Origin of the sequence: Pseudomonas sp. WC2 (genome assembly GCF_050586545.1) — a bacterium.
Taxonomy (GTDB): domain Bacteria; phylum Pseudomonadota; class Gammaproteobacteria; order Pseudomonadales; family Pseudomonadaceae; genus Aquipseudomonas.
This window is the reverse complement of sequence record NZ_JBOBDR010000006.1, coordinates 205,250-226,018: the sequence shown is the minus strand read 5'-3', so window position 1 is coordinate 226,018 and position 20,769 is coordinate 205,250. Positions and strand designations below refer to the sequence as shown.

At 58.6% G+C, this 20,769-nt stretch carries 25 protein-coding genes; 11 read left to right on the top strand and 14 right to left on the bottom strand.

Annotated features, from left to right (window positions below; all coding sequences use genetic code 11):
- Nucleotides 1–37: 37 nt before the first annotated feature.
- On the top strand, nt 38–922 hold the full coding sequence (locus tag ACQ4OE_RS09870; RefSeq protein WP_430946522.1) for a LysR substrate-binding domain-containing protein: 885 nt from the start codon (nt 38–40) through the stop codon (nt 920–922).
- A 90-nt stretch (nt 923–1,012) separates the two neighbouring features.
- Here ACQ4OE_RS09870 and ACQ4OE_RS09865 read toward each other — a convergent pair whose 3' ends face one another.
- The gene (locus ACQ4OE_RS09865) at nt 1,013–2,287 is read right to left on the bottom strand and encodes a glucarate dehydratase family protein (protein WP_430946521.1); all 1,275 of its coding nucleotides are present in this window, start codon (nt 2,285–2,287) and stop codon (nt 1,013–1,015) included.
- 30 nt (nt 2,288–2,317) lie between these two features.
- Nucleotides 2,318–3,685, bottom strand: coding sequence for an MFS transporter (locus ACQ4OE_RS09860; RefSeq protein WP_430946520.1), 1,368 nt, complete (start codon nt 3,683–3,685; stop codon nt 2,318–2,320).
- A gap of 119 nt (nt 3,686–3,804) precedes the next feature.
- On the opposite strand from ACQ4OE_RS09860, the gene ACQ4OE_RS09855 reads away from it, so the two are divergent.
- A complete protein-coding gene (locus ACQ4OE_RS09855) occupies nt 3,805–4,704 on the top strand; it encodes a LysR substrate-binding domain-containing protein (RefSeq protein WP_430946519.1) in 900 nt (299 codons plus the stop codon).
- A gap of 103 nt (nt 4,705–4,807) precedes the next feature.
- On the opposite strand, the gene ACQ4OE_RS09850 is transcribed toward ACQ4OE_RS09855, so the two are convergent.
- Both ACQ4OE_RS09850 and ACQ4OE_RS09845 read right to left on the bottom strand, forming a co-directional pair.
- Complete coding sequence (locus tag ACQ4OE_RS09850) at nt 4,808–5,452, bottom strand: DUF6338 family protein (protein ID WP_430946518.1); 645 nt, start codon at nt 5,450–5,452, stop codon at nt 4,808–4,810.
- A 349-nt stretch (nt 5,453–5,801) separates the two neighbouring features.
- Nucleotides 5,802–6,137, bottom strand: a complete 336-nt coding sequence (locus ACQ4OE_RS09845; protein WP_122594213.1) for a hypothetical protein — start codon at nt 6,135–6,137, stop codon at nt 5,802–5,804.
- A gap of 187 nt (nt 6,138–6,324) precedes the next feature.
- Here ACQ4OE_RS09845 and ACQ4OE_RS09840 point away from each other — a divergent pair, with 187 nt between their 5' ends.
- Nucleotides 6,325–6,564, top strand: a complete 240-nt coding sequence (locus tag ACQ4OE_RS09840; protein WP_008085812.1) for a hypothetical protein — start codon at nt 6,325–6,327, stop codon at nt 6,562–6,564.
- A gap of 68 nt (nt 6,565–6,632) precedes the next feature.
- Here ACQ4OE_RS09840 and ACQ4OE_RS09835 read toward each other — a convergent pair whose 3' ends face one another.
- Nucleotides 6,633–6,830, bottom strand: a complete 198-nt coding sequence (locus ACQ4OE_RS09835; protein ID WP_122594212.1) for a DUF2188 domain-containing protein — start codon at nt 6,828–6,830, stop codon at nt 6,633–6,635.
- Between the two features lie 215 nt (nt 6,831–7,045).
- Between ACQ4OE_RS09835 and ACQ4OE_RS09830 the strand changes: the two genes are divergently transcribed.
- Nucleotides 7,046–7,408: an NUDIX hydrolase gene (locus tag ACQ4OE_RS09830; RefSeq protein ID WP_122594211.1), complete on the top strand. Its 363-nt coding sequence runs from the start codon at nt 7,046–7,048 to the stop codon at nt 7,406–7,408.
- Nucleotides 7,409–7,412: 4 nt separating this feature from the next.
- Here the strand turns inward: ACQ4OE_RS09830 and ACQ4OE_RS09825 are convergent, their stop codons facing one another.
- The 3 genes from ACQ4OE_RS09825 to ACQ4OE_RS09815 form a co-directional block, all read right to left on the bottom strand.
- Nucleotides 7,413–7,655, bottom strand: a complete 243-nt coding sequence (locus ACQ4OE_RS09825; RefSeq protein WP_122594302.1) for a DUF1652 domain-containing protein — start codon at nt 7,653–7,655, stop codon at nt 7,413–7,415.
- 112 nt (nt 7,656–7,767) lie between these two features.
- Complete coding sequence (locus tag ACQ4OE_RS09820; protein ID WP_430946517.1) at nt 7,768–8,667, bottom strand: polysaccharide deacetylase family protein; 900 nt, start codon at nt 8,665–8,667, stop codon at nt 7,768–7,770.
- Nucleotides 8,668–8,798: 131 nt separating this feature from the next.
- A complete protein-coding gene (locus ACQ4OE_RS09815; RefSeq protein WP_430946516.1) occupies nt 8,799–9,746 on the bottom strand; it encodes an ABC transporter substrate-binding protein in 948 nt (315 codons plus the stop codon).
- 293 nt (nt 9,747–10,039) lie between these two features.
- Here ACQ4OE_RS09815 and ACQ4OE_RS09810 point away from each other — a divergent pair, with 293 nt between their 5' ends.
- From ACQ4OE_RS09810 to ACQ4OE_RS09800, 3 genes are all read left to right on the top strand, one after another.
- A complete protein-coding gene (locus tag ACQ4OE_RS09810; RefSeq protein WP_430946515.1) occupies nt 10,040–11,026 on the top strand; it encodes an aliphatic sulfonate ABC transporter substrate-binding protein in 987 nt (328 codons plus the stop codon).
- A 60-nt stretch (nt 11,027–11,086) separates the two neighbouring features.
- Complete coding sequence (locus ACQ4OE_RS09805; RefSeq protein WP_430946514.1) at nt 11,087–11,929, top strand: ABC transporter permease; 843 nt, start codon at nt 11,087–11,089, stop codon at nt 11,927–11,929.
- A gap of 317 nt (nt 11,930–12,246) precedes the next feature.
- The gene (locus ACQ4OE_RS09800) at nt 12,247–12,519 is read left to right on the top strand and encodes a hypothetical protein (RefSeq protein ID WP_430946513.1); all 273 of its coding nucleotides are present in this window, start codon (nt 12,247–12,249) and stop codon (nt 12,517–12,519) included.
- 47 nt (nt 12,520–12,566) lie between these two features.
- On the opposite strand, the gene ACQ4OE_RS09795 is transcribed toward ACQ4OE_RS09800, so the two are convergent.
- The 3 genes from ACQ4OE_RS09795 to ACQ4OE_RS09785 form a co-directional block, all read right to left on the bottom strand.
- Nucleotides 12,567–12,713, bottom strand: a complete 147-nt coding sequence (locus tag ACQ4OE_RS09795; RefSeq protein WP_163005231.1) for a hypothetical protein — start codon at nt 12,711–12,713, stop codon at nt 12,567–12,569.
- A 64-nt stretch (nt 12,714–12,777) separates the two neighbouring features.
- On the bottom strand, nt 12,778–13,089 hold the full coding sequence (locus ACQ4OE_RS09790) for an AzlD domain-containing protein (protein ID WP_430946561.1): 312 nt from the start codon (nt 13,087–13,089) through the stop codon (nt 12,778–12,780).
- Nucleotides 13,089–13,787 (bottom strand): AzlC family ABC transporter permease, encoded by a 699-nt coding sequence (locus ACQ4OE_RS09785; RefSeq protein WP_430946512.1) that lies wholly within the window; start codon nt 13,785–13,787, stop codon nt 13,089–13,091. The genes ACQ4OE_RS09790 and ACQ4OE_RS09785 overlap by 1 nt, the downstream gene beginning before the upstream one ends.
- A gap of 178 nt (nt 13,788–13,965) precedes the next feature.
- Between ACQ4OE_RS09785 and ACQ4OE_RS09780 the strand changes: the two genes are divergently transcribed.
- Both ACQ4OE_RS09780 and ACQ4OE_RS09775 read left to right on the top strand, forming a co-directional pair.
- On the top strand, nt 13,966–14,901 hold the full coding sequence (locus ACQ4OE_RS09780; protein WP_430946511.1) for a sensor domain-containing diguanylate cyclase: 936 nt from the start codon (nt 13,966–13,968) through the stop codon (nt 14,899–14,901).
- Between the two features lie 52 nt (nt 14,902–14,953).
- Entirely contained in the window at nt 14,954–15,334 is a 381-nt protein-coding gene (locus tag ACQ4OE_RS09775; protein ID WP_122594202.1) for a DUF2784 domain-containing protein, read from the top strand.
- On the opposite strand, the gene ACQ4OE_RS09770 is transcribed toward ACQ4OE_RS09775, so the two are convergent.
- Nucleotides 15,331–15,858, bottom strand: a complete 528-nt coding sequence (locus ACQ4OE_RS09770; protein WP_430946510.1) for a DUF3087 family protein — start codon at nt 15,856–15,858, stop codon at nt 15,331–15,333. The two genes, ACQ4OE_RS09775 and ACQ4OE_RS09770, sit on opposite strands and share 4 nt — an antisense overlap.
- 224 nt (nt 15,859–16,082) lie before the next feature.
- Between ACQ4OE_RS09770 and ppnN the strand changes: the two genes are divergently transcribed.
- Nucleotides 16,083–17,456 (top strand): nucleotide 5'-monophosphate nucleosidase PpnN, encoded by a 1,374-nt coding sequence (ppnN, locus tag ACQ4OE_RS09765; RefSeq protein WP_105704980.1) that lies wholly within the window; start codon nt 16,083–16,085, stop codon nt 17,454–17,456.
- Nucleotides 17,457–17,639: 183 nt separating this feature from the next.
- Here the strand turns inward: ppnN and ACQ4OE_RS09760 are convergent, their stop codons facing one another.
- Together ACQ4OE_RS09760 and ACQ4OE_RS09755 are read right to left on the bottom strand one after the other, a co-directional pair.
- Entirely contained in the window at nt 17,640–19,034 is a 1,395-nt protein-coding gene (locus ACQ4OE_RS09760; RefSeq protein WP_430946509.1) for an FAD/NAD(P)-binding protein, read from the bottom strand.
- A complete protein-coding gene (locus ACQ4OE_RS09755) occupies nt 19,035–19,598 on the bottom strand; it encodes a helix-turn-helix domain-containing protein (RefSeq protein ID WP_430946508.1) in 564 nt (187 codons plus the stop codon). It lies immediately after the preceding gene.
- 85 nt (nt 19,599–19,683) lie between these two features.
- Here ACQ4OE_RS09755 and ACQ4OE_RS09750 point away from each other — a divergent pair, with 85 nt between their 5' ends.
- Nucleotides 19,684–20,619: a DMT family transporter gene (locus tag ACQ4OE_RS09750; protein WP_430946507.1), complete on the top strand. Its 936-nt coding sequence runs from the start codon at nt 19,684–19,686 to the stop codon at nt 20,617–20,619.
- The last annotated feature ends 150 nt before the right edge of the window (nt 20,620–20,769 follow it).

Sequence of the window (20,769 nt, the reverse complement as noted above, 5' to 3'; positions counted from 1 at the left end):
AACCGTAAAATCCACCCACTATCCATGACTTTTACGAATGAATCCGCGCACGCTCACCCCATCCATGTCGCTATTACTCGCCTTCGAAGCCGCTGCGCGTCACGAAAGCTACACCCGCGCCGCCCATGAACTGTCGCTGACGCAAAGTGCGGTCAGCCGTCAGGTGCAGATTCTCGAGAAGATGCTCGGCATGCGCCTGTTCACTCGCGAAGGTCGGCAAGTGGTGCTGACCGATGTCGGGCGCATGTATCAGCGCGAACTGGCGGAGGCGCTGGGGCAGATCCGCAGTGCCACCTTGCAGGCGATGGCGTTTGGTTCCGGCATCCACAGTCTGCGCCTGGCGACGCTGCCGACCTTTGGCTCGAAATGGCTGCTGCCGCGCCTGAAGGATTTCTATACCGCGCATCCGGGCATGACCGTGCATTTGCATTCGCGCATCGAAGCGATTGACTTCGATACCAGTGAAATCGATGCAGCCATTTGTGTGGGCGGTGGTGACTGGCCGGGGCTCACCGCCCTGCCCTTGCACACCGAAGAACTGGTGGTGATTGCCAGTGCGCAGCTCTCGGCTGCCGAGCGCGACGATGCCGAAGCGCACATCGCCGGGCAACTGCTGCTCAATGTCAGCAGCAATGCGCAGGCGTGGGCCGAATGGTTCAGCCATCACGGTTTGCCTCACCGCAGCATGCGCATCGGCCCGAGTTTCGAGATGACCTCGCACTTGATTCAGGCAGTGCGGGCGAATATTGGTGTGGGGTTGGTGCCGCGGATTCTGGTGGAGGATGAATTGCTCAGCGGTGAGCTGTTGCAATTGGGCCAGCCGATTACCAGTCGGCGCAGCTATTACCTGGTGTATCCGCCGCGCAATGAGAATTTGCCGTCGCTGAAAGCGTTTCGGGATTGGCTGGTAGAAACGTTGTAACCGAGAGGACGCCAATCGCGAGCAGGCTCGCTCCCACACTTTGGAATGCGTATCCCCTGTGGGAGCGAGCTTGCTCCGGCACAGACGACCTCAAAACCTCGGCTTAACCGCTTTCCAATCCGGCTTATAGCGCTGCATCTGCCGCACATCATCACGCTGACGAATCCCGCACGTCAGGTACTGACCATGCAGCTTGCCCAACTGATCATGATCCAGCTCCAGCCCAAGCCCCGGCGCCCGAGTGATCTTCACGCAGCCATCGACAATCGGCAGTTTGCCGCCCTTGATCACTTCCTCATCCGGTTCCTGCCATGGGTAATGCGTGTCGCAGGCGTAATCCAGATTCGGCACCGCTGCCGCCACATGCGCCATCGCCATCAGGCTGATGCCCAGGTGCGAGTTGGAATGCATCGACACGCCCACGCCGAACACATCGCACATCTTCGCCAGCGTCTGCGTATCACGCAGGCCGCCCCAGTAATGGTGGTCGGCGAGAACAATCTGCACGCTGTTCTGCGCCACGCTGCGGCGGAATTCGTCGAAATCGGTGACCACCATATTGGTCGCCAGCGGCAAACCAGTGCGCTTGTGCAGCTCGGCCATGCCGTCCAGACCCGGGGTCGGGTCTTCGTAATACTGCAGATCATCGCCGAGCAATTCGGCCATGCGAATCGAGGTTTCCATCGACCAGTTGCCGTTCGGATCAATGCGCAGCGGATAGCCGGGGAAGGCTTGTTTCAGGGCTTTGATGCACGCCACTTCATGCTCCGGCGGCAACGTGCCGGCCTTGAGTTTGATGCTCTTGAACCCGTAGGCCTCGATCATCCGCGCGGCCTGCGCAACGATCTGTTGCTCGCTGAGCGCCTCGCCCCAGTTGTCCGGTTTGTACGGTGAGTCCACGTGCTGCGCGTACTTGAAGAACAGGTAAGCGCTGAACGGCACTTCATCGCGAATCGCGCCACCGAGCAAGTCCACTAGCGGCACGTTCAGGTAATGCGCCTGCAAGTCGAGAAAGGCCACTTCGAACGCCGAATAAGCATTGCTCACAGCCTTGCTGGCGTGGGAACCGGGCGCCAGTTCAGCACCCGCAATGCTTGCCGGTTTGTTGGCCGCGACGGTGGCTTGCACGATCGCGCGCAATTGGTTGAGGTTGAACGGATCCAGGCCGATCAGCTGCGCCTGCAATTGCTGCTGGATCGCCAGCGCCGGGGCATCGCCATAGCTTTCGCCGAGGCCGATGTAGCCGTTGTCGCTTTCGATCTCGATGATCGAGCGCAAGGCGAAGGGTTCGTGGATGCCGCTGGCGTTGAGCAACGGCGGATCACGGAAAGCAATCGGGGTCACGGTTACGCGGGTGATTTTCAAGATAACGCTCCTGACAGATCAACAATCAATTCAGTGGCTCGCAGCCGGGTTAGCCGTCGCGACAACGGCGGCCTTGTCATGGGGCTTTGACGGGGTTTTGCCTTTGGCACTCGGTGCCGTGCGGGCGAAGAAAATCACTACGGCAGCGATCAACGATGTGCCTGCCAAGCCATACAGGCCGCCCTCGATGGAGCCGGTGGTTTGCTCAAGAAAGCCGAACGCGGTCGGCGCCACAAAGCCGCCAAGGTTGCCGATGGAATTGATCAGAGCGATCACCGCAGCGGCGATGCGCGCATCCAGATAGCTTTGCGGAATCGGCCAGAACAGCGCCGAAGCAGCTTTGAAGCCGATAGCGGCGAAACAGATCGCGACGAAAGCGAAGATCGGCCCGCCAGTGGTCGACATGAACATGCCGATGGCGGCGATCACCAGCGTCAGGGCGACCCAGGCCTGCTGGAATTTCCATTTGCCGGCCACCGCTGCGAAGCCGTACATGGCGACAATCGAAATGATCCATGGAATCGAGTTGAGCATTCCGACCTGGAAGTCGCCGAGATTGCCCATCTTCTTGATCATGCTTGGCAGCCAGAAGGTGGCGCCATAAATGGTCAGAGCGATGGAGAAATAAATGAAGCAGAACAGCGCAATCTGCCGATCGGCCAGCAGCTTGAACATCGACGGTTTGGCGACCTGCACCGCTTCACGGGCACGTTGCTCTTCAGCAATTGCGGCCACCAGCGCTTCGCGCTCCTCTTCGGTCAGCCATTTGGCCTGACGCGGGTGTGATTGCAGCCAGAACCAAACGAATGCGCAGAGCACGACTGACGCCGCGCCTTCAATCAGGAACATCCACTGCCAACCGTGCAAGCCCAGGCCGCTGATGTGCAGCAGCGCACCGGACACCGGGCCGGAGATCACCGAGGCAATCGCCGAACCGCTGAGGAACACCGCCATGGTCTTGCCGCGCTCGGAGGCAGGCAGCCATTGGGTGAAGTAATAGATGATCCCCGGAAAGAACCCCGCCTCCGCCGCGCCGAGAATAAAGCGCAGCACGTAGAAACTGGTTTCGCCTCTGACGAACGCCATGGCCATGGCGGCGGCGCCCCAAGTGAACATGATTCGCGTCAGCCAGACCCGCGCGCCGTAGCGCTGCAGGAGCATGTTGGAGGGCACTTCGAACAGCGCGTAGCCAATGAAGAACAAGCCAGCGCCGAGCCCGTAGGCCGCAGCACCAATGCCCAGATCGGTTTCCAAATGGCTGCGCACAAAACCGATGTTGACCCGATCGATGTAGTTGACGATGAACATCACCACGAACAGTGGCAGCACGTGGCGCTTGACCTTGGCGGCGGCACGGGCGAGAACCGTGACGTCCAGCGGACTCTGGAGGGTTTTCAAGGGGCGACTCCCGATCTTGTTTTTTTAGGGATGGCGTGAAGCGATGGGTCGATCATGGACGGCGATCATTGATCCCGTCTAATCTAACTTGGCATTCGATTGATACCTGGATTAGATCAATGTTCGAACTCACTCAGCTGCGCTGCTTCACCACCGTCGCCACCGAACTCAACTTTCGCCGCGCCGCCGAACGACTGAACATGACTCAGCCGCCACTGAGCCGGCAGATTCAGTTGCTCGAGCATCACCTCGGTTTCGAACTGTTTACTCGCAGCACCCGCAGCGTCGCGCTCACCGCCGCAGGCCGGGCGTTCTTCATCGAAGCACAGAACCTGCTGGAGCGCGCCCAGCAAGCCGCCGTCACTGCCCGACGGTTTGCCGAAGGTGATATCGGTTCGGTGAACATCAGTTTTGTCGGCAGCGCGGTGTATGAATTTTTGCCCAAGGTCATCGCCGAGGCGCGCCTGAAACAGCCGCAAGTGAAAATCGATCTGTCGGAGATGAACACCTACCAACAGCACGAAGCGCTGCGCGCCCGCCGCATCGACTTGGGCATCGCCCGCGCGCCGCTGCTGGAACCGGGGTATGCCACCGAATGCCTGGTGCGCGAGCCGTTTGTGCTGGCGGTGCCGAGCGCTCACCCATTGGCAAGCGCAGCCGAAGTGTCGGTCAGCGACTTGGATAAACAACCCTTTCTGATGTACTCCCATGCGGCATATCCGCCGTTCAACGAACTGCTGACCGGCATGCTGCGTTCGGCCCGGGTCGCACCGGACTATGTGCAGTGGCTGGGGTCATCGTTGACGATTCTGGCATTGGTCAACGCCGGCATGGGCCTGGCGCTGGTACCGCGCTGTGCGACCAGTGTGGTGTTCAAGAATGTGGTGTTTCGCGATATCGATCTGGGCGAAGGGGTGCAGAGCGAGTTGCATCTGATCTGGCGGGAGAACAACGACAACCCGGCATTTGCGATGTTGCTGGAAGCGATTCGCCGGGCAGTGGCGGAGGGTTGGGGCTGAGGGATCTATCGTGCTTTGCGGCGCTTAAGCGGTGGCGGCGCACTCGGTCCCTTGATCAATGGTACTTCCAGCATCTTGCCGTCCGGTCCGATGAAAAGGCGTTCTAAATGTTTGGGCATGAGTTGTGGTGCTCTGGCGGTCGGCATGAGGATCCCTCTGATGACGGGCTGAACTCAACCCATTTGACGTTCGCGGAATCTATCAACAAAAACTCCGCACCATAAGATGTCGGCTGGCCATCATCGTCGAGCCAACGCGGAAATTGCATGACGAACTGCCCATTGGCGGATTCGCGTGGCCACTCGACCGGCCAGCCCAGGACGCGCCTTTCGTCACTCAAATGCAGGGTGATGAAGCGCTCATACTGTGCAAATGCGCAGAACCATTCACTGGGATAAGAAGATTGTTTCGTTACGTTTCTGCTACGCAACCATGCATGCAGTTTGTCATTGATGGCCAGATAACAGGCGGAAAATCCGAGTAGCAGAGAAAAAGCAAAGGCCCATGCGATTTCGGCCTTGGCGTCCCATTTGCCTACAGAAAATCCCTTCGAACCCACCCACAAACAGATTGCCCCAATCCCCAACACTGCCCCGTGGATCACAAACGTAAAAATCAACGCCTGCACAATCTGCCCGAACGTATCGGGCCGCTTGAACGCCGTCAGCGAGTAAAAAATCCACGCTGATAAAAAACCGGGAATCAGGTACTGCAATAGCGGAATAACGTCTTTGACCAGATCATCCATGATCCGAGGCTCCTTCAAAGGTCATGCCGGCCTGACGATCGACCGGCCCTCAAAAGCCTAGTGCACACGACAGGAAACCCGCGTACGCAACTGTCACCGCGCATTACGCAACCACAGGAATCATCGGATCCGCCGCCGCCAATGCGCTCACGCGATCAGCCGCCGGCGGGTAAATCCACTGAGTGTTGGCCAGCAAGTGCAAGACTGGATTCAGGATCGCCGCGAGAAAAAGGGCAACGTCGGGACTATCCCGCTGACCAACCTCTGCGACTGAGCACCGCTGGCGACAGGCCAAAAAAAAGCAGAAACCGTCGTTCCGGTTTCTGCTTTTTGATCAACGCGACAGTCGTTACAGGCAATCACGCACCGATTTGCGCAGCGAGCCGGACTTGGCCCAAGGCGGCCCCTGATACAGCGACACCCGGCTGCCATCCTTGTATTTGACAATGTCGAGAATTTCATCGGCGGTGATGATGCTCGGCGCGGTAATGCGATAGCCGTTGGAAATGGACGTCTGCGTGGTTTTGGCCACGTCCTGCTGCCACAACGGTAATACACATGCGGCATAGTCTTTGGGGACCTTTGCACTGGTCTTGCTGACATTCGGCTCACCCGGTACCAGCGACGCCGGCAACGAGCAACCTGCCAACATGGCCAACGTCAAACTCCCGATCCATATCCGCATCTGTAATGCCCTGTTCTGAAAAAAAGCGAATGTAACCCGTAACTGGGTGGACATCCATCGTGGCAATCAGCCCCGGACGACGATTGGACAATTTTTTACATCCATTCAGTCCGAAGACTGACAGGCCTTGCGCCAACCGCGAAAAATGCGACTACTCTTTTCTACCGAGAACGTCCTGGAGATGATCATGCGGCTCAATGAATACGAACACGAACTTCAGCGCGACCTGCAAAGTGTTGCATCGGATTTGAGATGGTCGGCCGTCGACCTCAAACGTATCGCCGAACAACTGCGCAAATCCGGCAACGAAGCCGACGCGCAGACGGTATTGAGATCCTGCGAGGTTTTGCAAAGCGACGAGGAGCGCCTGCAACTGTATGCAAAAGAAGTGAAGGCACGCGCGATCAGCCGTACCAAAGTTCACTGAAACCCGGCCCTTCTTTCCCCCCTAAACAAAAGCCCCGACAAATGCCGGGGCTCATTGATTACCGCTCATCACTCGGCGATGTGACTTTGTCCGCGTACCGAGCGTTTTTTGTAGCCAGGAAGTGCCGCGGCATACGCCAGCGCTTCCTCCCTGCTAGCAAATGACGCCAGCCGATCGCCTTGGGTACAAACCCGCCACGGGCCGTTGTTTACGCTGAGTACGTCGTAGCCGTTCATGTGCATCTTGTTCATCACAGGCATGCTCATGGGCACCTCCTTTTCGCTGACGGTGGGTTTCAGCCTCACGCTTTTACCTTACACCCTGCGCCAAATGAGGTACCAACCGAACGTCGCGAAACCGGCCAGTCGGCACTTTCAGTCCCAGCGAACGCTCCAAACTTCCACGGAACCTTTAGTTGCGGGCCCGGCTCGAATATTGCAGTTTCATTTCAGTTTTATGACAAGCAGTAAACAGGTAACAAATGAAAGTACGTGCCACCGTCATTTGCGAACAGGATCGTCACATTCTCCTGGTGCGCAAGCCCCACAGCCAATGGGCATTGCCCGGCGGCAAGGTCGAGCCTGGTGAAACCCGGGCGGACGCGGCTGTACGCGAGCTGCAGGAAGAGACCGGGCTGAACGCCGAAGACGTGTTGTATCTGATGGAACTGCAGAGCGGCAGCACGCGGCACCACGTCTACGAAGCCTCAGTGCTGAACATCGACGACGTCCGACCGCAAAACGAAATCATCGATTGCATCTGGCACCCGCTGGATTCGGTGCAAAACCTGAGCACCAGTGCCGCGACGTTGCGCATTGTTCGGGCATTTCAACGACGTCTGTAAACGCTCAACCTGCAAATGCACGGCGACCCGCACTCATCTCAGTGCGTAGCTCGCCAATGAAGTTGGAAATGTCACGGATCGTGACGAGATGTTCCGGCGAAACACCGTTGAGGAGCAAATCCACTCGCCCGCTTTGCGGCTCATACACCTTGATCTGCAGAAGCCCTTGCGCCGAAGGCGTGCAATCACATTTAAGCGCAGGAAAGCCTGACTCGACGATGCGGCAAATGTCGGTAATGGCAAGCATGGGCGAACGCCTCGCAGGCGATGGATCAATCCGATCGGTAGAGCATAGATGAGCAATTTGTGTCTTGCGCGACACAAATATGCCAAGCGGGTCACACTTCTCAAGAACCCTCTCAGTGAGCATCGCCATCCCAGATCCAGTTCCAGATGCCGGGCAAATTCACCGGTTCCGAGCTCTTTGCAACCGTGCGCGCCAGAGCGGCGTTCTGCAACGCAGCGTGATCATCATAGAACGGCTTGTCCGCCAGTTTCACGCCTGTAGCCGCCGCACTGTCGATGAGGATTTGCAGGTATTCGCGCGTATGTCGTGCGGTATAGCGATTGAGGTCATGGAAGGTCACCACCACAGGAATCACCCCATCCACGGTGGGAAACTCACCCAGAGCGACGCGCTCGCGAACTTCCGACATTTGTCGCAGCATGTTGGCCCGACGCCTCGGGCTGGCATTGAAACCCCAGATTTTTCCATCATTGGCACTCATGTCCGTCAGCAAAACATGCAAGCCATGTTGTTGATAGGCGGCGAAAGTGCGTTTGTCGAAGTTCCAGAATGGCGGACGCAGCAAGGTCGGTGGCGCGCCGGTGATGGCGGCGATATCCGCCGTGCCGTTGGTCAGCGACTCTTCCAGTTCCTCGGGATCAAGCGAGCGATGGTTGGTGTGCCAATGGGTGGCGGTGTGAAACGCGAGAATGTGCCCTTCGGCATACTCGCGCCGCATGATGCCGCGCCCGATCTCGCTATTACCGGCCCGGGGTGCGCGGGTCTGGACAAAAAACACGGCTTTGATACCGGGTTGCACAGGGTTGTCCTTGAGACTGTCGAGCACCGTTGCTGACGGGTTCCAGAAACTTGAAGCGCTGGGCCCGTCATCGAAGGTCAGCAGAAAGCGCACCGGCGCCTGAGCCTGAAGGCGGGATTCGGTTTGCGCAGTCATTTCGATGGGCGCGGCGATGCAGCCAGCCAGCCCGAGAGCGATGGCGGCTGCACCGATGAGTTTGAATACGGATGTCATGTTTTGCCTTGAGTCCGACCGCGCCGGTCATGTTTTCGATTGGCAAAACTCCCTCGCCTTTCTCCGTCCCTGCGCTCCGATCTGCGAGCCGAGGCTGGATAAGGTACACAGTGTTTGGTTCAGATGCTCGCTCAGTTCGCCAAGGCTTGCTGGAAGGATGTATCGATTATCCCTGCGGTGCTCAGTGCTGATGGCAATGCTTTTACTTTGAACAGGAAGTCGGCAGTGCTTTGCAGATCCGCTGCGGCCTGCTGATCCACTGGCCCGACGCTCATGTGCGCCTGGCGCAACCAGTGCCGCGACACCTGCTGATCAAGGTTGGCCTTCTTCGCCCACAGGTCGGCGTACTCGTCGGTGTGGTTGTCGACCCACGCGCGCGCCTGCTTCAAACGTACGAGGAAATCAGCGATGGCCTCACGTTTGCTGTCGATCGATGGCGTCGACGCGGCAATCGCGCTGAGTCCCGGCATCAGATTTTTCGCGGTGAGAATCGGCCGCGCACCTGAGAACACAATCTGCTGGGAAATGTACGGCTCCCACACAGGGAACGCATCGATGCTGCCCTGCGGTAATGCAGCCGCCGCGTCGATCGGCATCAGTTTGACGAAGTCGACATAGTCTTCCGGCAGACCGCCCTGCTCCAGCGCGCGCAAGGTTAGTTGCTGGCTCCAGGCGCCGGGCCAGTAGGCGACTTTCTTGCCCTTCAAATCAGCGATGGTTTTGACCGGTGAATCCTTGGGCACCAGCAAAGCAATCGTGTCCGGATTTTGCCGCGACACGCCGATCAGTTTCACCGGGGCCTGTTTTGCGGCGAGAAACAGAAATCCTGAATCACCAAGGAAGCCCAGGTCCAGCGAACCGGTTTGCAGGGCTTCGGCGAGCGGTGCTGCGGCCTGAAAATGCTTCCAGTCGACCGTGTAAGGCGCATCTTTCAACACACCCGAGGCTTCTATCGAAGCGCGGATGTTGTAGTAATTCTGATCGCCGACGTGCAGAACCACAGGCTCGGCGGCGTAGGAAAGTGGCGAGATAAACAGCGCGGCGCAAAGCGCCTTGCGAACAAAACGGGAAAGCTTCATGGCGAGTCCTGCAACGGAAATTGCATAGACCATAACGCTCTCAATTAGCGCTTTTGAAATTCGAATAATGCATAAGCTCATCGCTGCCGACGCAGACTGTTCGCCCTGCAACAGTGCCCCTCCACACTGTTCACCACGCAACACTGAGCTTGCCTTTTAAAACGTCAAGAGCCTTATAAACCGGGGCTCCGGCACGCATGGCACAGAGCCTGCAATATTCCATTCATGCAGGAAGCATTCATCAGAAATATATTTTTGGACATAAGAACCCTGTGCCTTTGCCGGAGCGCCCCATGACCTCGTTCTTCCCGTTAACCCGCTTCAAGACCCTGTTGGCCGCTGGCGCAATGGCCCTGAGCCTGCAACCGCTGGCCCATGCCGCTGAAACCGCTCCGGCCGAAGTCCATCTGGATTACGCCTACTACTCGCCAGTGAGCCTGGTCCTCAAGCATTTCGGCTTTCTGGAAAAAGCCCTGCCGCAAACCAAAGTCAGTTGGGTGTTGAGTCAGGGCAGTAACCGCTCGCTGGAATACCTCAACAGCGGCGGCGTCGATTTTGCCTCCAGCGCCAGTCTCGCTGCGGTGCTTAGCCGCGCTAACGGCAGTCCGATCACATCCGTCTACGTCTATAGCCGCGCCGAATGGACGGCATTAGTGGTGCGCAAAGATTCCCCGTACCAATCGGTCGCCGACCTCAAAGGCAAGAAAATCGCCGCCACCAAAGGCACCGATCCGTACCTGTTCACCTTGCGCAGCCTGCAACAGGCCGGGCTGAAAAAGGACGATGTGGAGTTGGTTCACTTGCAACACCCGGACGGCCGCACCGCACTGGAAAAGGGTGACGTCGACGCGTGGGCCGGGCTCGATCCACACATGGCTGCCAGCCAGGTGCAGGCGGGCTCGCGATTGCTGTATCGCAACCCGGCGTTTAACAGTTACGGAGTCGTCAGCGTCACCGAGCAATACGCCAAAGAGCATCCGCAGACTATCGACACCGTGATCAAGGCCTACGAGCAGGCGCGTGAATGGTCATTGAAAAATCCTGAAGAGTTCGCTGCCCTGCTCGCCAAGGAATCCGGTTTGCCGCTCGACGTTGCCAAGTTGCAACTGTCGCGCACCGATTTGAGCAGCCCACAACTGACACCCAACGACGTGGTGGCCTCTAAGGCTGCGGCGCCGATTCTGGTTTCCGAAGAACTGGTGCGCCGTGGCGTCAATGTCGATCAAGTCATCGACCAACTGCTCGACAGCGGTGTTCAACAAGCCGTCGCTCGCCAGTAAACGATCAGCCTTACAGCGAATCCGCGCCCGTCGCGGATTCGTTGTGAGCGGAGCCAAACCATGACCATTCAAAGCAAAGACCTGCCGGCGCAACTTGCCTTGCGGCCACGGCGCGCCACCGCCCTCAATCCGAGCTGGCAGCGCCGCTGCAAAGGCCTGGCGTTGCCGGTGCTGATCGTCATCGTCCTGGAAATTATCGTACGCATCGGCTGGCTACCGTCCTACCAAATGCCGGCCCCGAGCGAGATCGCATTGACCCTCACCGACCTTGCCGAAGGAGCGTTGTGGAAACACATCGGCGCCAGCCTGATTCGCGTGTTGATTGGCTTCGCCATCGGCGCCAGCCTCGCGCTGGTGTTTGCTGCCTGGGTCGGTTTGAGCCGTGAAGCCGAAGCTTATCTGGAGCCGACGTTCGCCGCGTTGCGCTCAATCCCGAGCCTTGCCTGGGTGCCGCTGTTGCTTCTGTGGCTGGGCATCGACGAGACCTCGAAAATTGTCCTGATCGCCATCGGCGCGTTCTTTCCGGTGTACGTCAACGTCGTCGCGGCGATCCGCAATATTGATCGCAAACTGGTGGAAGTCGGGCGCATCTACGGTTTCAGCCGCTGGCAACTGACACGACGCATTCTGCTGCCCGCCGCCCTGCCCGGCCTGTTCACCGGTTTGCGCAGCGGCATGAGTCTGGCCTGGATGTTTCTCGTCGCCGCCGAGTTGATCGCCGCCACCAAAGGCCTCGGCTATCTGCTCAGCGACGGTCGCGAAACCTCGCGGCCCGACATCGTGCTCGCCGCAATCATCGTGCTCGCCTTGCTGGGTAAATTCAGCGACGGCGTGCTGGCCATGCTCGAGCGGCGCTGGCTCAACTGGCGCGATACCTTTACCGGTGAGACCACCCAGGAATAATGACCGCCAGCGACCAATCTGAAATGCCAGCAAATGAAAAAGTCGCCTAAATAATTCGCGGCGTGGGGCGTCTCCACAATACTGCCTCTCACGCTGAATCTTCTGCGTTACAACCGGTGTTTCATTGACGAAACAGTGGCAATAAAACAGACGTTTGAGCGAACTAACCGCTTGTCTGACAATTTGTACGCCATACATACATTTACGGGCACTACAGCTAGCATGCGCGCCGCCTTTCCGATTGGTATACCAATTGACCAAAGAGTCAACAAACCGGGAATTCCCTATCACTGTACAAGCCCTTGCAGAGAAATAAGTTGCGCGACGATTTTGCAATCAAACAGGTCGGTGGCCTGGAGTGTGTCTATCTGTCCATGACAGAACGCTTTGAACTCGACTGTTTTATCGGCCACTACATCAAGACCCGAAACCTGCGTGCCGTTCCCGACATCGAACGCATCCTGCGCACCACCCTCGAGGGATATCCCGGCCACCCGCCGGTGATGATCAACGAGCTCAACGCCTGGATCGATCGAACGTTGGGATATCGGGCTTCACACCCCGATTTCACCCAGATCGAAGATCTTTGAATCCACAAAAAAGCCCCGCGCATGCGGGGCTTTTTCATAGGAATCACTTACAGCTTGCGGTCGGGGTCTGAAAGTTCTCGGCCATCGTCGTGCTTCCAGGTCTGTTCCTTGCGCCTCTCACGCTCGATTTCTTCTTGCGTCGGCTCATCGGTCTTTTCTTCATCCGCTTCCGGATGTTTTTGCTCAGTCGTCATACTCACCCTCCCTTTTACCGAAAACGTTCAGCCCTAAAGCGTAGAACAGTTTCAAGCGGACAACTTACAACCACCAGCGCAGCAAAAAGAAGAACGCCATGCTCAACAACATGCTCAGCAACGTATTGCGTGTCGCGAGCACCAGGCCAATAGCGACCAGCGAACTCAGCAGGTAGGGATTGTCCCACTGCAGATTCAAGTGTTTGTCCGGCATAAATACGATCGGCCCGCAGATCGCCGTGAGCATGCCCGGCACCGCGAAGCCGAGAAACTGTCGGACGTTGCTGCTCAAACGCACGGGCAGGCGCGGCTCAAGAAACACGTAGCGGTTGAGAAAAACCAGAATCCCCATGCCGAAAATCACCGCCCAGACCATCATGTGCGCTCCCGATACAGTTTGTTGCAGATGAACCCTGCGGTCATGCCCGCCAATCCCGACAGCACCAGCGCCGAGCCCCACTGCCAATAACTGAACAGCACCGAGCAGAACAACGACGCGGCCACGCAGACCACGGTCGGCACGTTGCGCACCACGGGCGTGATCAGCGCAATGAAGGTCGCGGCAATCGAGAAATCCAGGCCCAGGTGTTCCAGCCCCGGAATACTGCTGCCAAGAACGATACCGGCCAAGGTGAAGAGGTTCCAGGCAATGTAGAAGGTCAAACCGACGCCCAACGCATACCAGCGATTGAACTGTTGCCGGTCATGCTGACTGGTCAGCGCAAACAACTCGTCAGTGAGCAGAAAGCCGAGGCCAAGACGCCAGCGACCGGGTAACGGTGAGATCACCGAACGCATGCTCATGCCGTACAACAGATGCTGCGAGGTCAGCAGCACCGTGGTCAGCAGAATCGAAAAAATCCCCGCGCCCCCCTTGAGCATGCCAATCGCCACCAATTGCGCCGCGCCTGCAAAGACAATGCTCGACAGGCCCTGCCCTTGCAGCGGGGTGAGGTTGGCCTCAATCGCCATGGAGCCGGCCAGCAGCCCCCACGGCGCGGTCGCCAGAGACAACGGCATGATCGCCGCAGCACCGCGCAGGAACGCACTGCGGGGCAAAAGTGAATCGGACATAACGCTCTTCAATCAGGGAAACGGCCGAAGACTTTGCCAGTAAAGTGGGTTTTATGGCTTGAACAATCTTGCGCACTTGTAGGAAATAGGTCCGAGCCAACCGTTCATCGGCAACCTGCTTGCAACGCAACAGTGCCACTAACATGCTGGCGCAGCCTTTTCCTTCTCGAGCCCCGCCATGACCGCCATCGACAATGACGTGTACAAAACCCTGCTGGAATCGACCAAAGCCATTCCATGGCGGATCGACTGGAAAAGCATGACTTTCAGCTACATCGGCCCACAGATCGAAACTCTTCTGGGGTGGAAGCAGGACAGCTGGGTCGGGGTTAACGACTGGGTTGAACGCATGCACCCGGATGATCGCGATTACGTCGTCGAATTCTGCGTCTCGCAGTCCCGTGCCGGTGTCGATCACGAGGCCGACTATCGCGCGCTGACCAGTGCCGGCGAATACGTGTGGATCCGCGACGTCGTACACGTGGTGCGCAAGGACGGCGAAGTCGAGGCGCTGGTGGGATTCATGTTCGATATCAGCGAGCGCAAGAAGACCGAAGAGCATCTGATCCGCCTGCAAAAACAACTGGAGGAATATTCCTTTCAGGACGGGCTGACCGGTATCGCTAATCGGCGCATGTTCGACACCGTCCTCGAACGCGAATGGGCTCAGGCTCAACACGGCGGATTGCCGCTGTCACTGCTGATCCTCGACATCGACTACTTCAAGCAATACAACGACCACTACGGCCACATCAAAGGCGACGAATGCCTGCGCCAAGTGGCCAAGACGCTGTCGCTGGCGGCCAATCGGCCACGGGATTTCATTGCGCGCATCGGCGGCGAAGAATTTGTCTGGCTACTGCCGGAAACCGATGCCGAGTCAGCGCGTCTGGTCGCGCGCAAATGCCTGCACTTGATCCGTCAGCAGCAGATTGCGCACGCGCATTCGCCGGTGTCGTCGTTGGTCAGCCTAAGCCTGGGCGTCGGTACTACCAGGGCAAAGGTCGGCAGCGATCCCCTGCACTTCGTCGAACAGGTCGACAAATTGCTTTATCAAGCCAAACACAATGGGCGGATGCGCGCCGAATTTGCCGATTTTCGCCCTGAGCCTTAAGCCCCTGACGGGCGTAACATAGCGCCATTCACAATTGCGTCAGGGAGACGACATGCTGTACCGAATCGCAGCCGACGGGCTGGTGCTGTTTCATTTGTGCTTCATTTTGTTCGTGCTGTTCGGCGGCTTGCTGGTGCTGAAGTGGCCACGACTGATGTGGCTGCATTTGCCGGCGGCGGCGTGGGGCGTCGCGGTCGAGGTGTTGCACCTGACCTGCCCGCTGACCTATTGGGAAAACCTGATGCGTCACGCCGCCGGGCAAACCGAATACGCCGGCGGCTTCATCGAGCATTACATCTGGCCGATCATCTACCCGGCCGGGCTGACACCGCAGATTCAACTGGCATTGGGCAGCGTGGTGCTGGCGGTCAATCTGCTGGTCTACGGGCGGCTGATCCGCTCATGGAAACTGCGCGGCAAGCAGGCGCTCTAGCGCGGCGTCTGCTTCAGGGCGTCAAGCCAGGCCGGATCGAAGCGCGTCTGCTCGGTGTCGAGGCCCTGCGCTTGCATGCGCTGTTTGTGCGCTTCGACTTCTCGCCAGAGTTGCCCATGATCGCTGGAATTACCGTCCAGTTCATGCATCTGCGTCAGGCCCAGATGGTAGAAGCGCAACACCTTCATGGCCATCGGATCGTTTTTCTCCACCGCTGCCGTGACCTGATGCATCACGTTGGTGATGCTCATCAGGTTGCGCTTGAGGCGCCAGCTGTACACCGCAGGGGCCATCCAGCTCTGATTCCAGAACCGGCCGCGCAACAGCGCCGCCGTCAGCAGGAAAGCGAGAAACACCCCGCCGACGTTAAACCGCAGGTTATCGCCGCCGGGCTCGCCGAACAGCGCCACCGCGACGCTGGAAAACAACATCGCCAGCACCAGGAACAGCACGGCGATGATGATCGTGCTGCGCCGGGTCTGCTGGCGAAAGGTGGCGGCGTCCATCGGCTGAATTTCGAACATTACGAATGACTTCCTTGAGCAGCAAAAAAAGGCAACGGAAAAAACCCGCCGGCGCATTATCGCATCGAGCGGCGATTTAGCTATGCTGGGGCTCCTTTTCATCTTTTCAGCGTCCAACGGGGACATGGCGGTATAGCGCAGATCGTGCCATCTTCATTCATGGATACACACTATTCGGATGCCATCGCCTAGTCTTGAGATGACATCGTTTTAAGGATCATTGCATGACCCAACGACACGTAATCAACGCCTCGGTCAGCCCGAAAGGCAGCCTGGAAACCCTTTCTCAACGTGAAGTCCAGCAACTGAGCGAAGCCGGATCCGGCAGCACCTACACCCTCTTCCGCCAGTGCGCCCTGGCCATCCTCAACACCGGCGCCCATGTCGATAACGCCAAGACCATCCTCGAAGCCTACAAGGACTTCGAAATCCGCATTCACCAACAGGATCGCGGCGTACGCCTGGAGCTGCTGAACGCTCCGGCCGACGCTTTCGTCGACGGCGAAATGATCGCCAGCACCCGCGAAATGCTGTTCAGCGCCCTGCGCGATATCGTCTACACCGAAAACGAACTCGACAGCCAACGCATCGACCTTACAACTTCGCAAGGCATCAGCGACTACGTCTTTCACCTGCTGCGTAACGCGCGCACCTTGCGCCCGGGCGTCGAGCCGAAGATTGTCGTCTGCTGGGGCGGTCACTCGATCAATACCGAAGAATACAAATACACCAAGAAAGTCGGCCACGAACTGGGCCTGCGCAGCCTCGACATCTGCACCGGTTGCGGCCCCGGCGTGATGAAAGGCCCGATGAAGGGCGCGACCATTGCCCACGCCAAACAGCGCATTCACGGCGGTCGCTACCTCGGTTTGACCGAGCCAGGCATCATCGCCGCCGAAGCGCCGAACCCGATCGTCAATGAACTGGTGATCCTGCCAGACATCGAAAAACGTCTGGAAGCCTTCGTCCGGGTTGGCCACGGCATCATCATTTTCCCGGGCGGCGCGGGTACGGCTGAAGAGTTCCTCTATCTGCTCGGCATCCTGATGCACCCGGACAACGCCGGCCTGCCGTTCCCGGTCATTCTCACCGGGCCGAAACACGCGGCGCCGTATCTGGAGCAGCTCGACGCATTCGTCACCGCGACCCTCGGCGAAGCGGCCAAGCAGCATTACGAAATCATCATCGACGACCCGGCCGAAGTGGCGCGGCAGATGACTCAGGGTCTGAAAGCGGTGAAGCAGTTCCGCCGCGAGCGCAATGACGCGTTCCACTTCAACTGGCTGTTGAAAATCGACGAAGGCTTCCAGCGTCCGTTCGATCCGACCCACGAAAACATGGCCAACCTGAAACTGCACCGCGACCAGCCACCGCACGAACTGGCGGCGAACCTGCGTCGGGCGTTTTCCGGCATCGTCGCCGGCAACGTCAAGGACAAAGGCATTCGCCTGATCGAAGAGCACGGGCCGTACCAGATCCGTGGCGACGCGGCGATCATGCAACCGCTCGATGCCCTGCTCAAAGCCTTCGTCGCCCAGCACCGGATGAAACTGCCGGGCGGCGCGGCGTATGTGCCTTGTTATCGGGTGGTGGCGTAACTGTTAAGCCGCCCACACCATTCCAATAGGGGAGTTGGATGCCAGCGATAGTGGTAGATCACGCACATTCGTGTTGCCTGATGCACCGCTATCGCTAGCAGGGCTAGCTCCTACAGGGATTTGGAGTGCACACAGATTCTGCATCCCCCCGCCCTGCTGGCGATGGGGCCGGAAAGATCACCCTCACTCTACCAATCGCACCGCCAACGCCTTGGCCTGCAACGCCACATCCGTCACCGCCGTACTTTCCCACCACATCCCCCGAAGTGGCGGCCCCATCGCAAATAGGCGGTCAGCCGCACACCCTTCAGCATCCAGCACTGCGCCATCTGCCACCGCCGCAATCCCCAACGCCAACGGCCCCGGCTGCACCAGACCACGCTCCAGCAACTGCTGCGGCAACGGTCGCGCCACCCGCCGCCAGTCGTATTCGATGCCACTGGAATTGATCAGCGCCGCGCCCTGCACCACGCAGGTTTCAGACTCACCACGACGTCTTATTCGAATACTCACGCCGCCATCCGCACCAGGCTCAAGCCCTTTGAACGATGCAGCGTGAATGCTCAGCCGCCCGGCCAATTGCAGGCGCCCGACCAACGCCGCGCTCAACGGCGGCGAACGATGATGATGACTTTCCCACCACGGCCGCAAATGCCGTACGAATTGTCGCCGCTGCACGTCAGTCGCCTGACTCCACAACCGAGCGATGTGCACGCGAACCGTGTCCAGCGGTGCTTGCCAGTCGATGCCTTGGGCCATCGCCTGGTGACAGTGCCGGCGTAATTCGCGCAGCAACTGTCGTGGAGTGCGAATACTGTGATCGCTGCCCAGAAAGTCTTCCCAGGCCGGTGGTTGTCGGCGCACATGGGGCAACAAACCGTGCCGGGAGAACACTTCAATCGGCCCCCGATGCCCGGCCTGTTCCAGCGAAACCACGGCATCAACCATGGTCAGGCCGGAACCGATGATCAGCACGGTCGATTGCGGGTCAAGTTGACGCATCGCCGCGACATCCCACGGGTCCAGCGCGGCGGCGTTGAGGCCGCTTGAGTGTTTCTGCACCGTCCGCGCCGCGGGGAACATGCCAGTGGCGAGAACCGCATAAGCGCCGTCCACGATCTGGCCATCGCTCAGGCGCAATTGCACCGAGTCCACAGCCGTTTGCAGATCCACCGCCTCAGCGCAAATGTGCTCGACCGTCGAGCCGTATTGCGCACCGATACGCCGCGCTTCAGCCAGACGCTGCTGCACATACACGCCAAACAATCCGCGCGGGGGAAACAGCTCATTGATGGGAACGTTTTGCTCGGCAGACTCAGGCCAGCCGCCGGCAGCGATGTGTTCGGTCAGCCATTGCGTGAGATCATCCGGATTATCCGGATCAACGCTCATGCGCGCGGCATTGCCATTGAGCGTATGGCCCAATTCAATCGCACTGTAAGCTTCGCCTCGACCGAGTTCGGCACGCGGCTCGATGATGACAATTTTTCGTTGGCCCGGCTGACGCAACAATTGCACCGCCAGCATCGTGCCGCTAAGGCCGCCGCCGATGATCAGGATCTCTGCAGTCTGCTCCATTCAAATCACCACATTACGCACAAACCGCGCTGCGACATCGCCATCGTTTCGATAGGAATGCGGCTGGCTACTGGCAAACATAAAGAACTCCCCTGTGCCGATCTGTTGCGGCTGATCGCCGAGCATCAGCGTCAGGCAACCTTCGAACACAAAAATCTGCTCACTCCAGCCCTCGGCATCCGCCTGAGAGGGGTAGACCTCACCCGGTTGCAAGCACCATTCCCACTGCTCGACTTCGCGAGTGGCAGTGGCTTTGGACAGGAGCACGGCTTTGCTGCCCGGAATAACGCCGGCCCAGGCCACTTCGTTGATGCGGCTCGGATCACGGGCATCCGGCGCCTGGATCAGATCGCTGAACGCGACATCGAGCGCTTCGGCAACGCGGTCGAGCGTGGTCAGGCTGACATTCTTCTCGCCCGCCTCGATCGCCACCAGCATGCGTCGACTGACCCCGGATTTTTCCGCCAGCGCGGTCTGGCTCATATCAGCGGCATGGCGCAGACGTCGGACGTTCTGGCTGACGTGCTGAAGGACGGAAGCGCGTTGCAAGGAATCTTTGGGCACTATATTGCTCACTCGGTGAGGTTGGGCAGTATACTGCGCAACGTTGGGCGCATTGTGCGGCCTCTTTTTTATAGTACGCAAGGTCATGACGTCGCTGAACACCTCCCCTACCCCTATCCGCTTTTCCCGTTTCAGCAAAGCCGAGTGCGTGCTGGTGCTGATTACCATGATCTGGGGCGGCACTTTTTTGCTGGTTCAGCACGCAATGACGGTCAGCGGGCCGATGTTTTTTGTCGGTCTGCGCTTTGCCGCAGCGGCGTGCATTGTCGCGCTGTTCTCGTGGCGCCACTTGCGCGAACTGACCCTGTTCGAACTCAAGGCCGGCGCCTTTATCGGTGTGGCGATCATGCTCGGGTACGGCTTGCAGACGGTTGGCTTGCAAACCATCCCGAGCAGTCAGTCGGCGTTCATCACCGCGCTATACGTCCCGTTCGTGCCGTTGCTGCAATGGATGGTGCTCGGGCGCCGTCCTGGGTTGATGCCAAGCGTCGGGATCATGTTGGCGTTCGCCGGTTTAATGCTGCTGTCGGGGCCATCCGGGGCTGAGCTGAATTTCAGTCCAGGTGAAATTGCCACATTGATCAGCGCAATCGCGATTGCCGCCGAAATCATTTTGATCAGTACCTATGCCGGTCAAGTGGATGTGCGCCGGGTCACCGTGGTGCAACTGGCCACGACGTCGGTGTTGTCGTTCCTGCTGGTGGTGCCAACGGGCGAATTGATTCCGGATTTTTCCTGGACGCTGCTGGTGACTGCGTTGGGCCTGGGTGCCGCTAGCGCGGCGATTCAGGTGGCGATGAACTGGGCGCAGAAAAGTGTTTCCCCGACTCGGGCCACGTTGATCTATGCCGGTGAGCCGGTATGGGCCGGGATTGTTGGGCGGATTGCCGGCGAGCGGTTGCCGGCGATTGCACTGGTGGGCGCAGGATTGATTGTGGCGGCGGTGATTGTCAGTGAGTTGAAGACCAAGGGTAAGGTCGCAGAAACCGATGTTGAGTTGGAGCGAGAAGCGCAGGGTTAATCCGCAACATCTTCAGCGTCTGACCCGACGCTTTCGCGAGCAGGCTCGCTCCCACATTTTGAAATACATTCCAATGTGGAAGCGAGCCTGCTCGCGAAAGGGCCATCTGCCACACCTTCCATTGCCCTGAAATAAGGCCAAACACAAATT

Bases quoted from the DNA above. Each gene is read 5' to 3' on its own strand.
- ACQ4OE_RS09870 (WP_430946522.1), top strand. From the start codon at position 38: ATGAATCCGCGCACGCTCACCCCATCCATGTCGCTATTACTCGCCTTC.
- ACQ4OE_RS09780 (WP_430946511.1), top strand. From the start codon at position 13,966: ATGACCGCCATCGACAATGACGTGTACAAAACCCTGCTGGAATCGACC.
- ACQ4OE_RS09775 (WP_122594202.1), top strand. From the start codon at position 14,954: ATGCTGTACCGAATCGCAGCCGACGGGCTGGTGCTGTTTCATTTGTGC.
- ACQ4OE_RS09825 (WP_122594302.1), bottom strand. From the start codon at position 7,655: ATGCTTGCCATTACCGACATTTGCCGCATCGTCGAGTCAGGCTTTCCT.
- ACQ4OE_RS09830 (WP_122594211.1), top strand. From the start codon at position 7,046: ATGAAAGTACGTGCCACCGTCATTTGCGAACAGGATCGTCACATTCTC.
- ppnN (WP_105704980.1), top strand. From the start codon at position 16,083: ATGACCCAACGACACGTAATCAACGCCTCGGTCAGCCCGAAAGGCAGC.
- ACQ4OE_RS09760 (WP_430946509.1), bottom strand. From the start codon at position 19,034: ATGGAGCAGACTGCAGAGATCCTGATCATCGGCGGCGGCCTTAGCGGC.
- ACQ4OE_RS09850 (WP_430946518.1), bottom strand. From the start codon at position 5,452: ATGGATGATCTGGTCAAAGACGTTATTCCGCTATTGCAGTACCTGATT.
- ACQ4OE_RS09785 (WP_430946512.1), bottom strand. From the start codon at position 13,787: ATGTCCGATTCACTTTTGCCCCGCAGTGCGTTCCTGCGCGGTGCTGCG.
- ACQ4OE_RS09770 (WP_430946510.1), bottom strand. From the start codon at position 15,858: ATGTTCGAAATTCAGCCGATGGACGCCGCCACCTTTCGCCAGCAGACC.
- ACQ4OE_RS09820 (WP_430946517.1), bottom strand. From the start codon at position 8,667: ATGACATCCGTATTCAAACTCATCGGTGCAGCCGCCATCGCTCTCGGG.
- ACQ4OE_RS09835 (WP_122594212.1), bottom strand. From the start codon at position 6,830: ATGAGCATGCCTGTGATGAACAAGATGCACATGAACGGCTACGACGTA.
- ACQ4OE_RS09750 (WP_430946507.1), top strand. From the start codon at position 19,684: ATGACGTCGCTGAACACCTCCCCTACCCCTATCCGCTTTTCCCGTTTC.
- ACQ4OE_RS09840 (WP_008085812.1), top strand. From the start codon at position 6,325: ATGCGGCTCAATGAATACGAACACGAACTTCAGCGCGACCTGCAAAGT.
- ACQ4OE_RS09790 (WP_430946561.1), bottom strand. From the start codon at position 13,089: ATGGTCTGGGCGGTGATTTTCGGCATGGGGATTCTGGTTTTTCTCAAC.
- ACQ4OE_RS09845 (WP_122594213.1), bottom strand. From the start codon at position 6,137: ATGCGGATATGGATCGGGAGTTTGACGTTGGCCATGTTGGCAGGTTGC.
- ACQ4OE_RS09815 (WP_430946516.1), bottom strand. From the start codon at position 9,746: ATGAAGCTTTCCCGTTTTGTTCGCAAGGCGCTTTGCGCCGCGCTGTTT.
- ACQ4OE_RS09805 (WP_430946514.1), top strand. From the start codon at position 11,087: ATGACCATTCAAAGCAAAGACCTGCCGGCGCAACTTGCCTTGCGGCCA.
- ACQ4OE_RS09810 (WP_430946515.1), top strand. From the start codon at position 10,040: ATGACCTCGTTCTTCCCGTTAACCCGCTTCAAGACCCTGTTGGCCGCT.
- ACQ4OE_RS09795 (WP_163005231.1), bottom strand. From the start codon at position 12,713: ATGACGACTGAGCAAAAACATCCGGAAGCGGATGAAGAAAAGACCGAT.
- ACQ4OE_RS09855 (WP_430946519.1), top strand. From the start codon at position 3,805: ATGTTCGAACTCACTCAGCTGCGCTGCTTCACCACCGTCGCCACCGAA.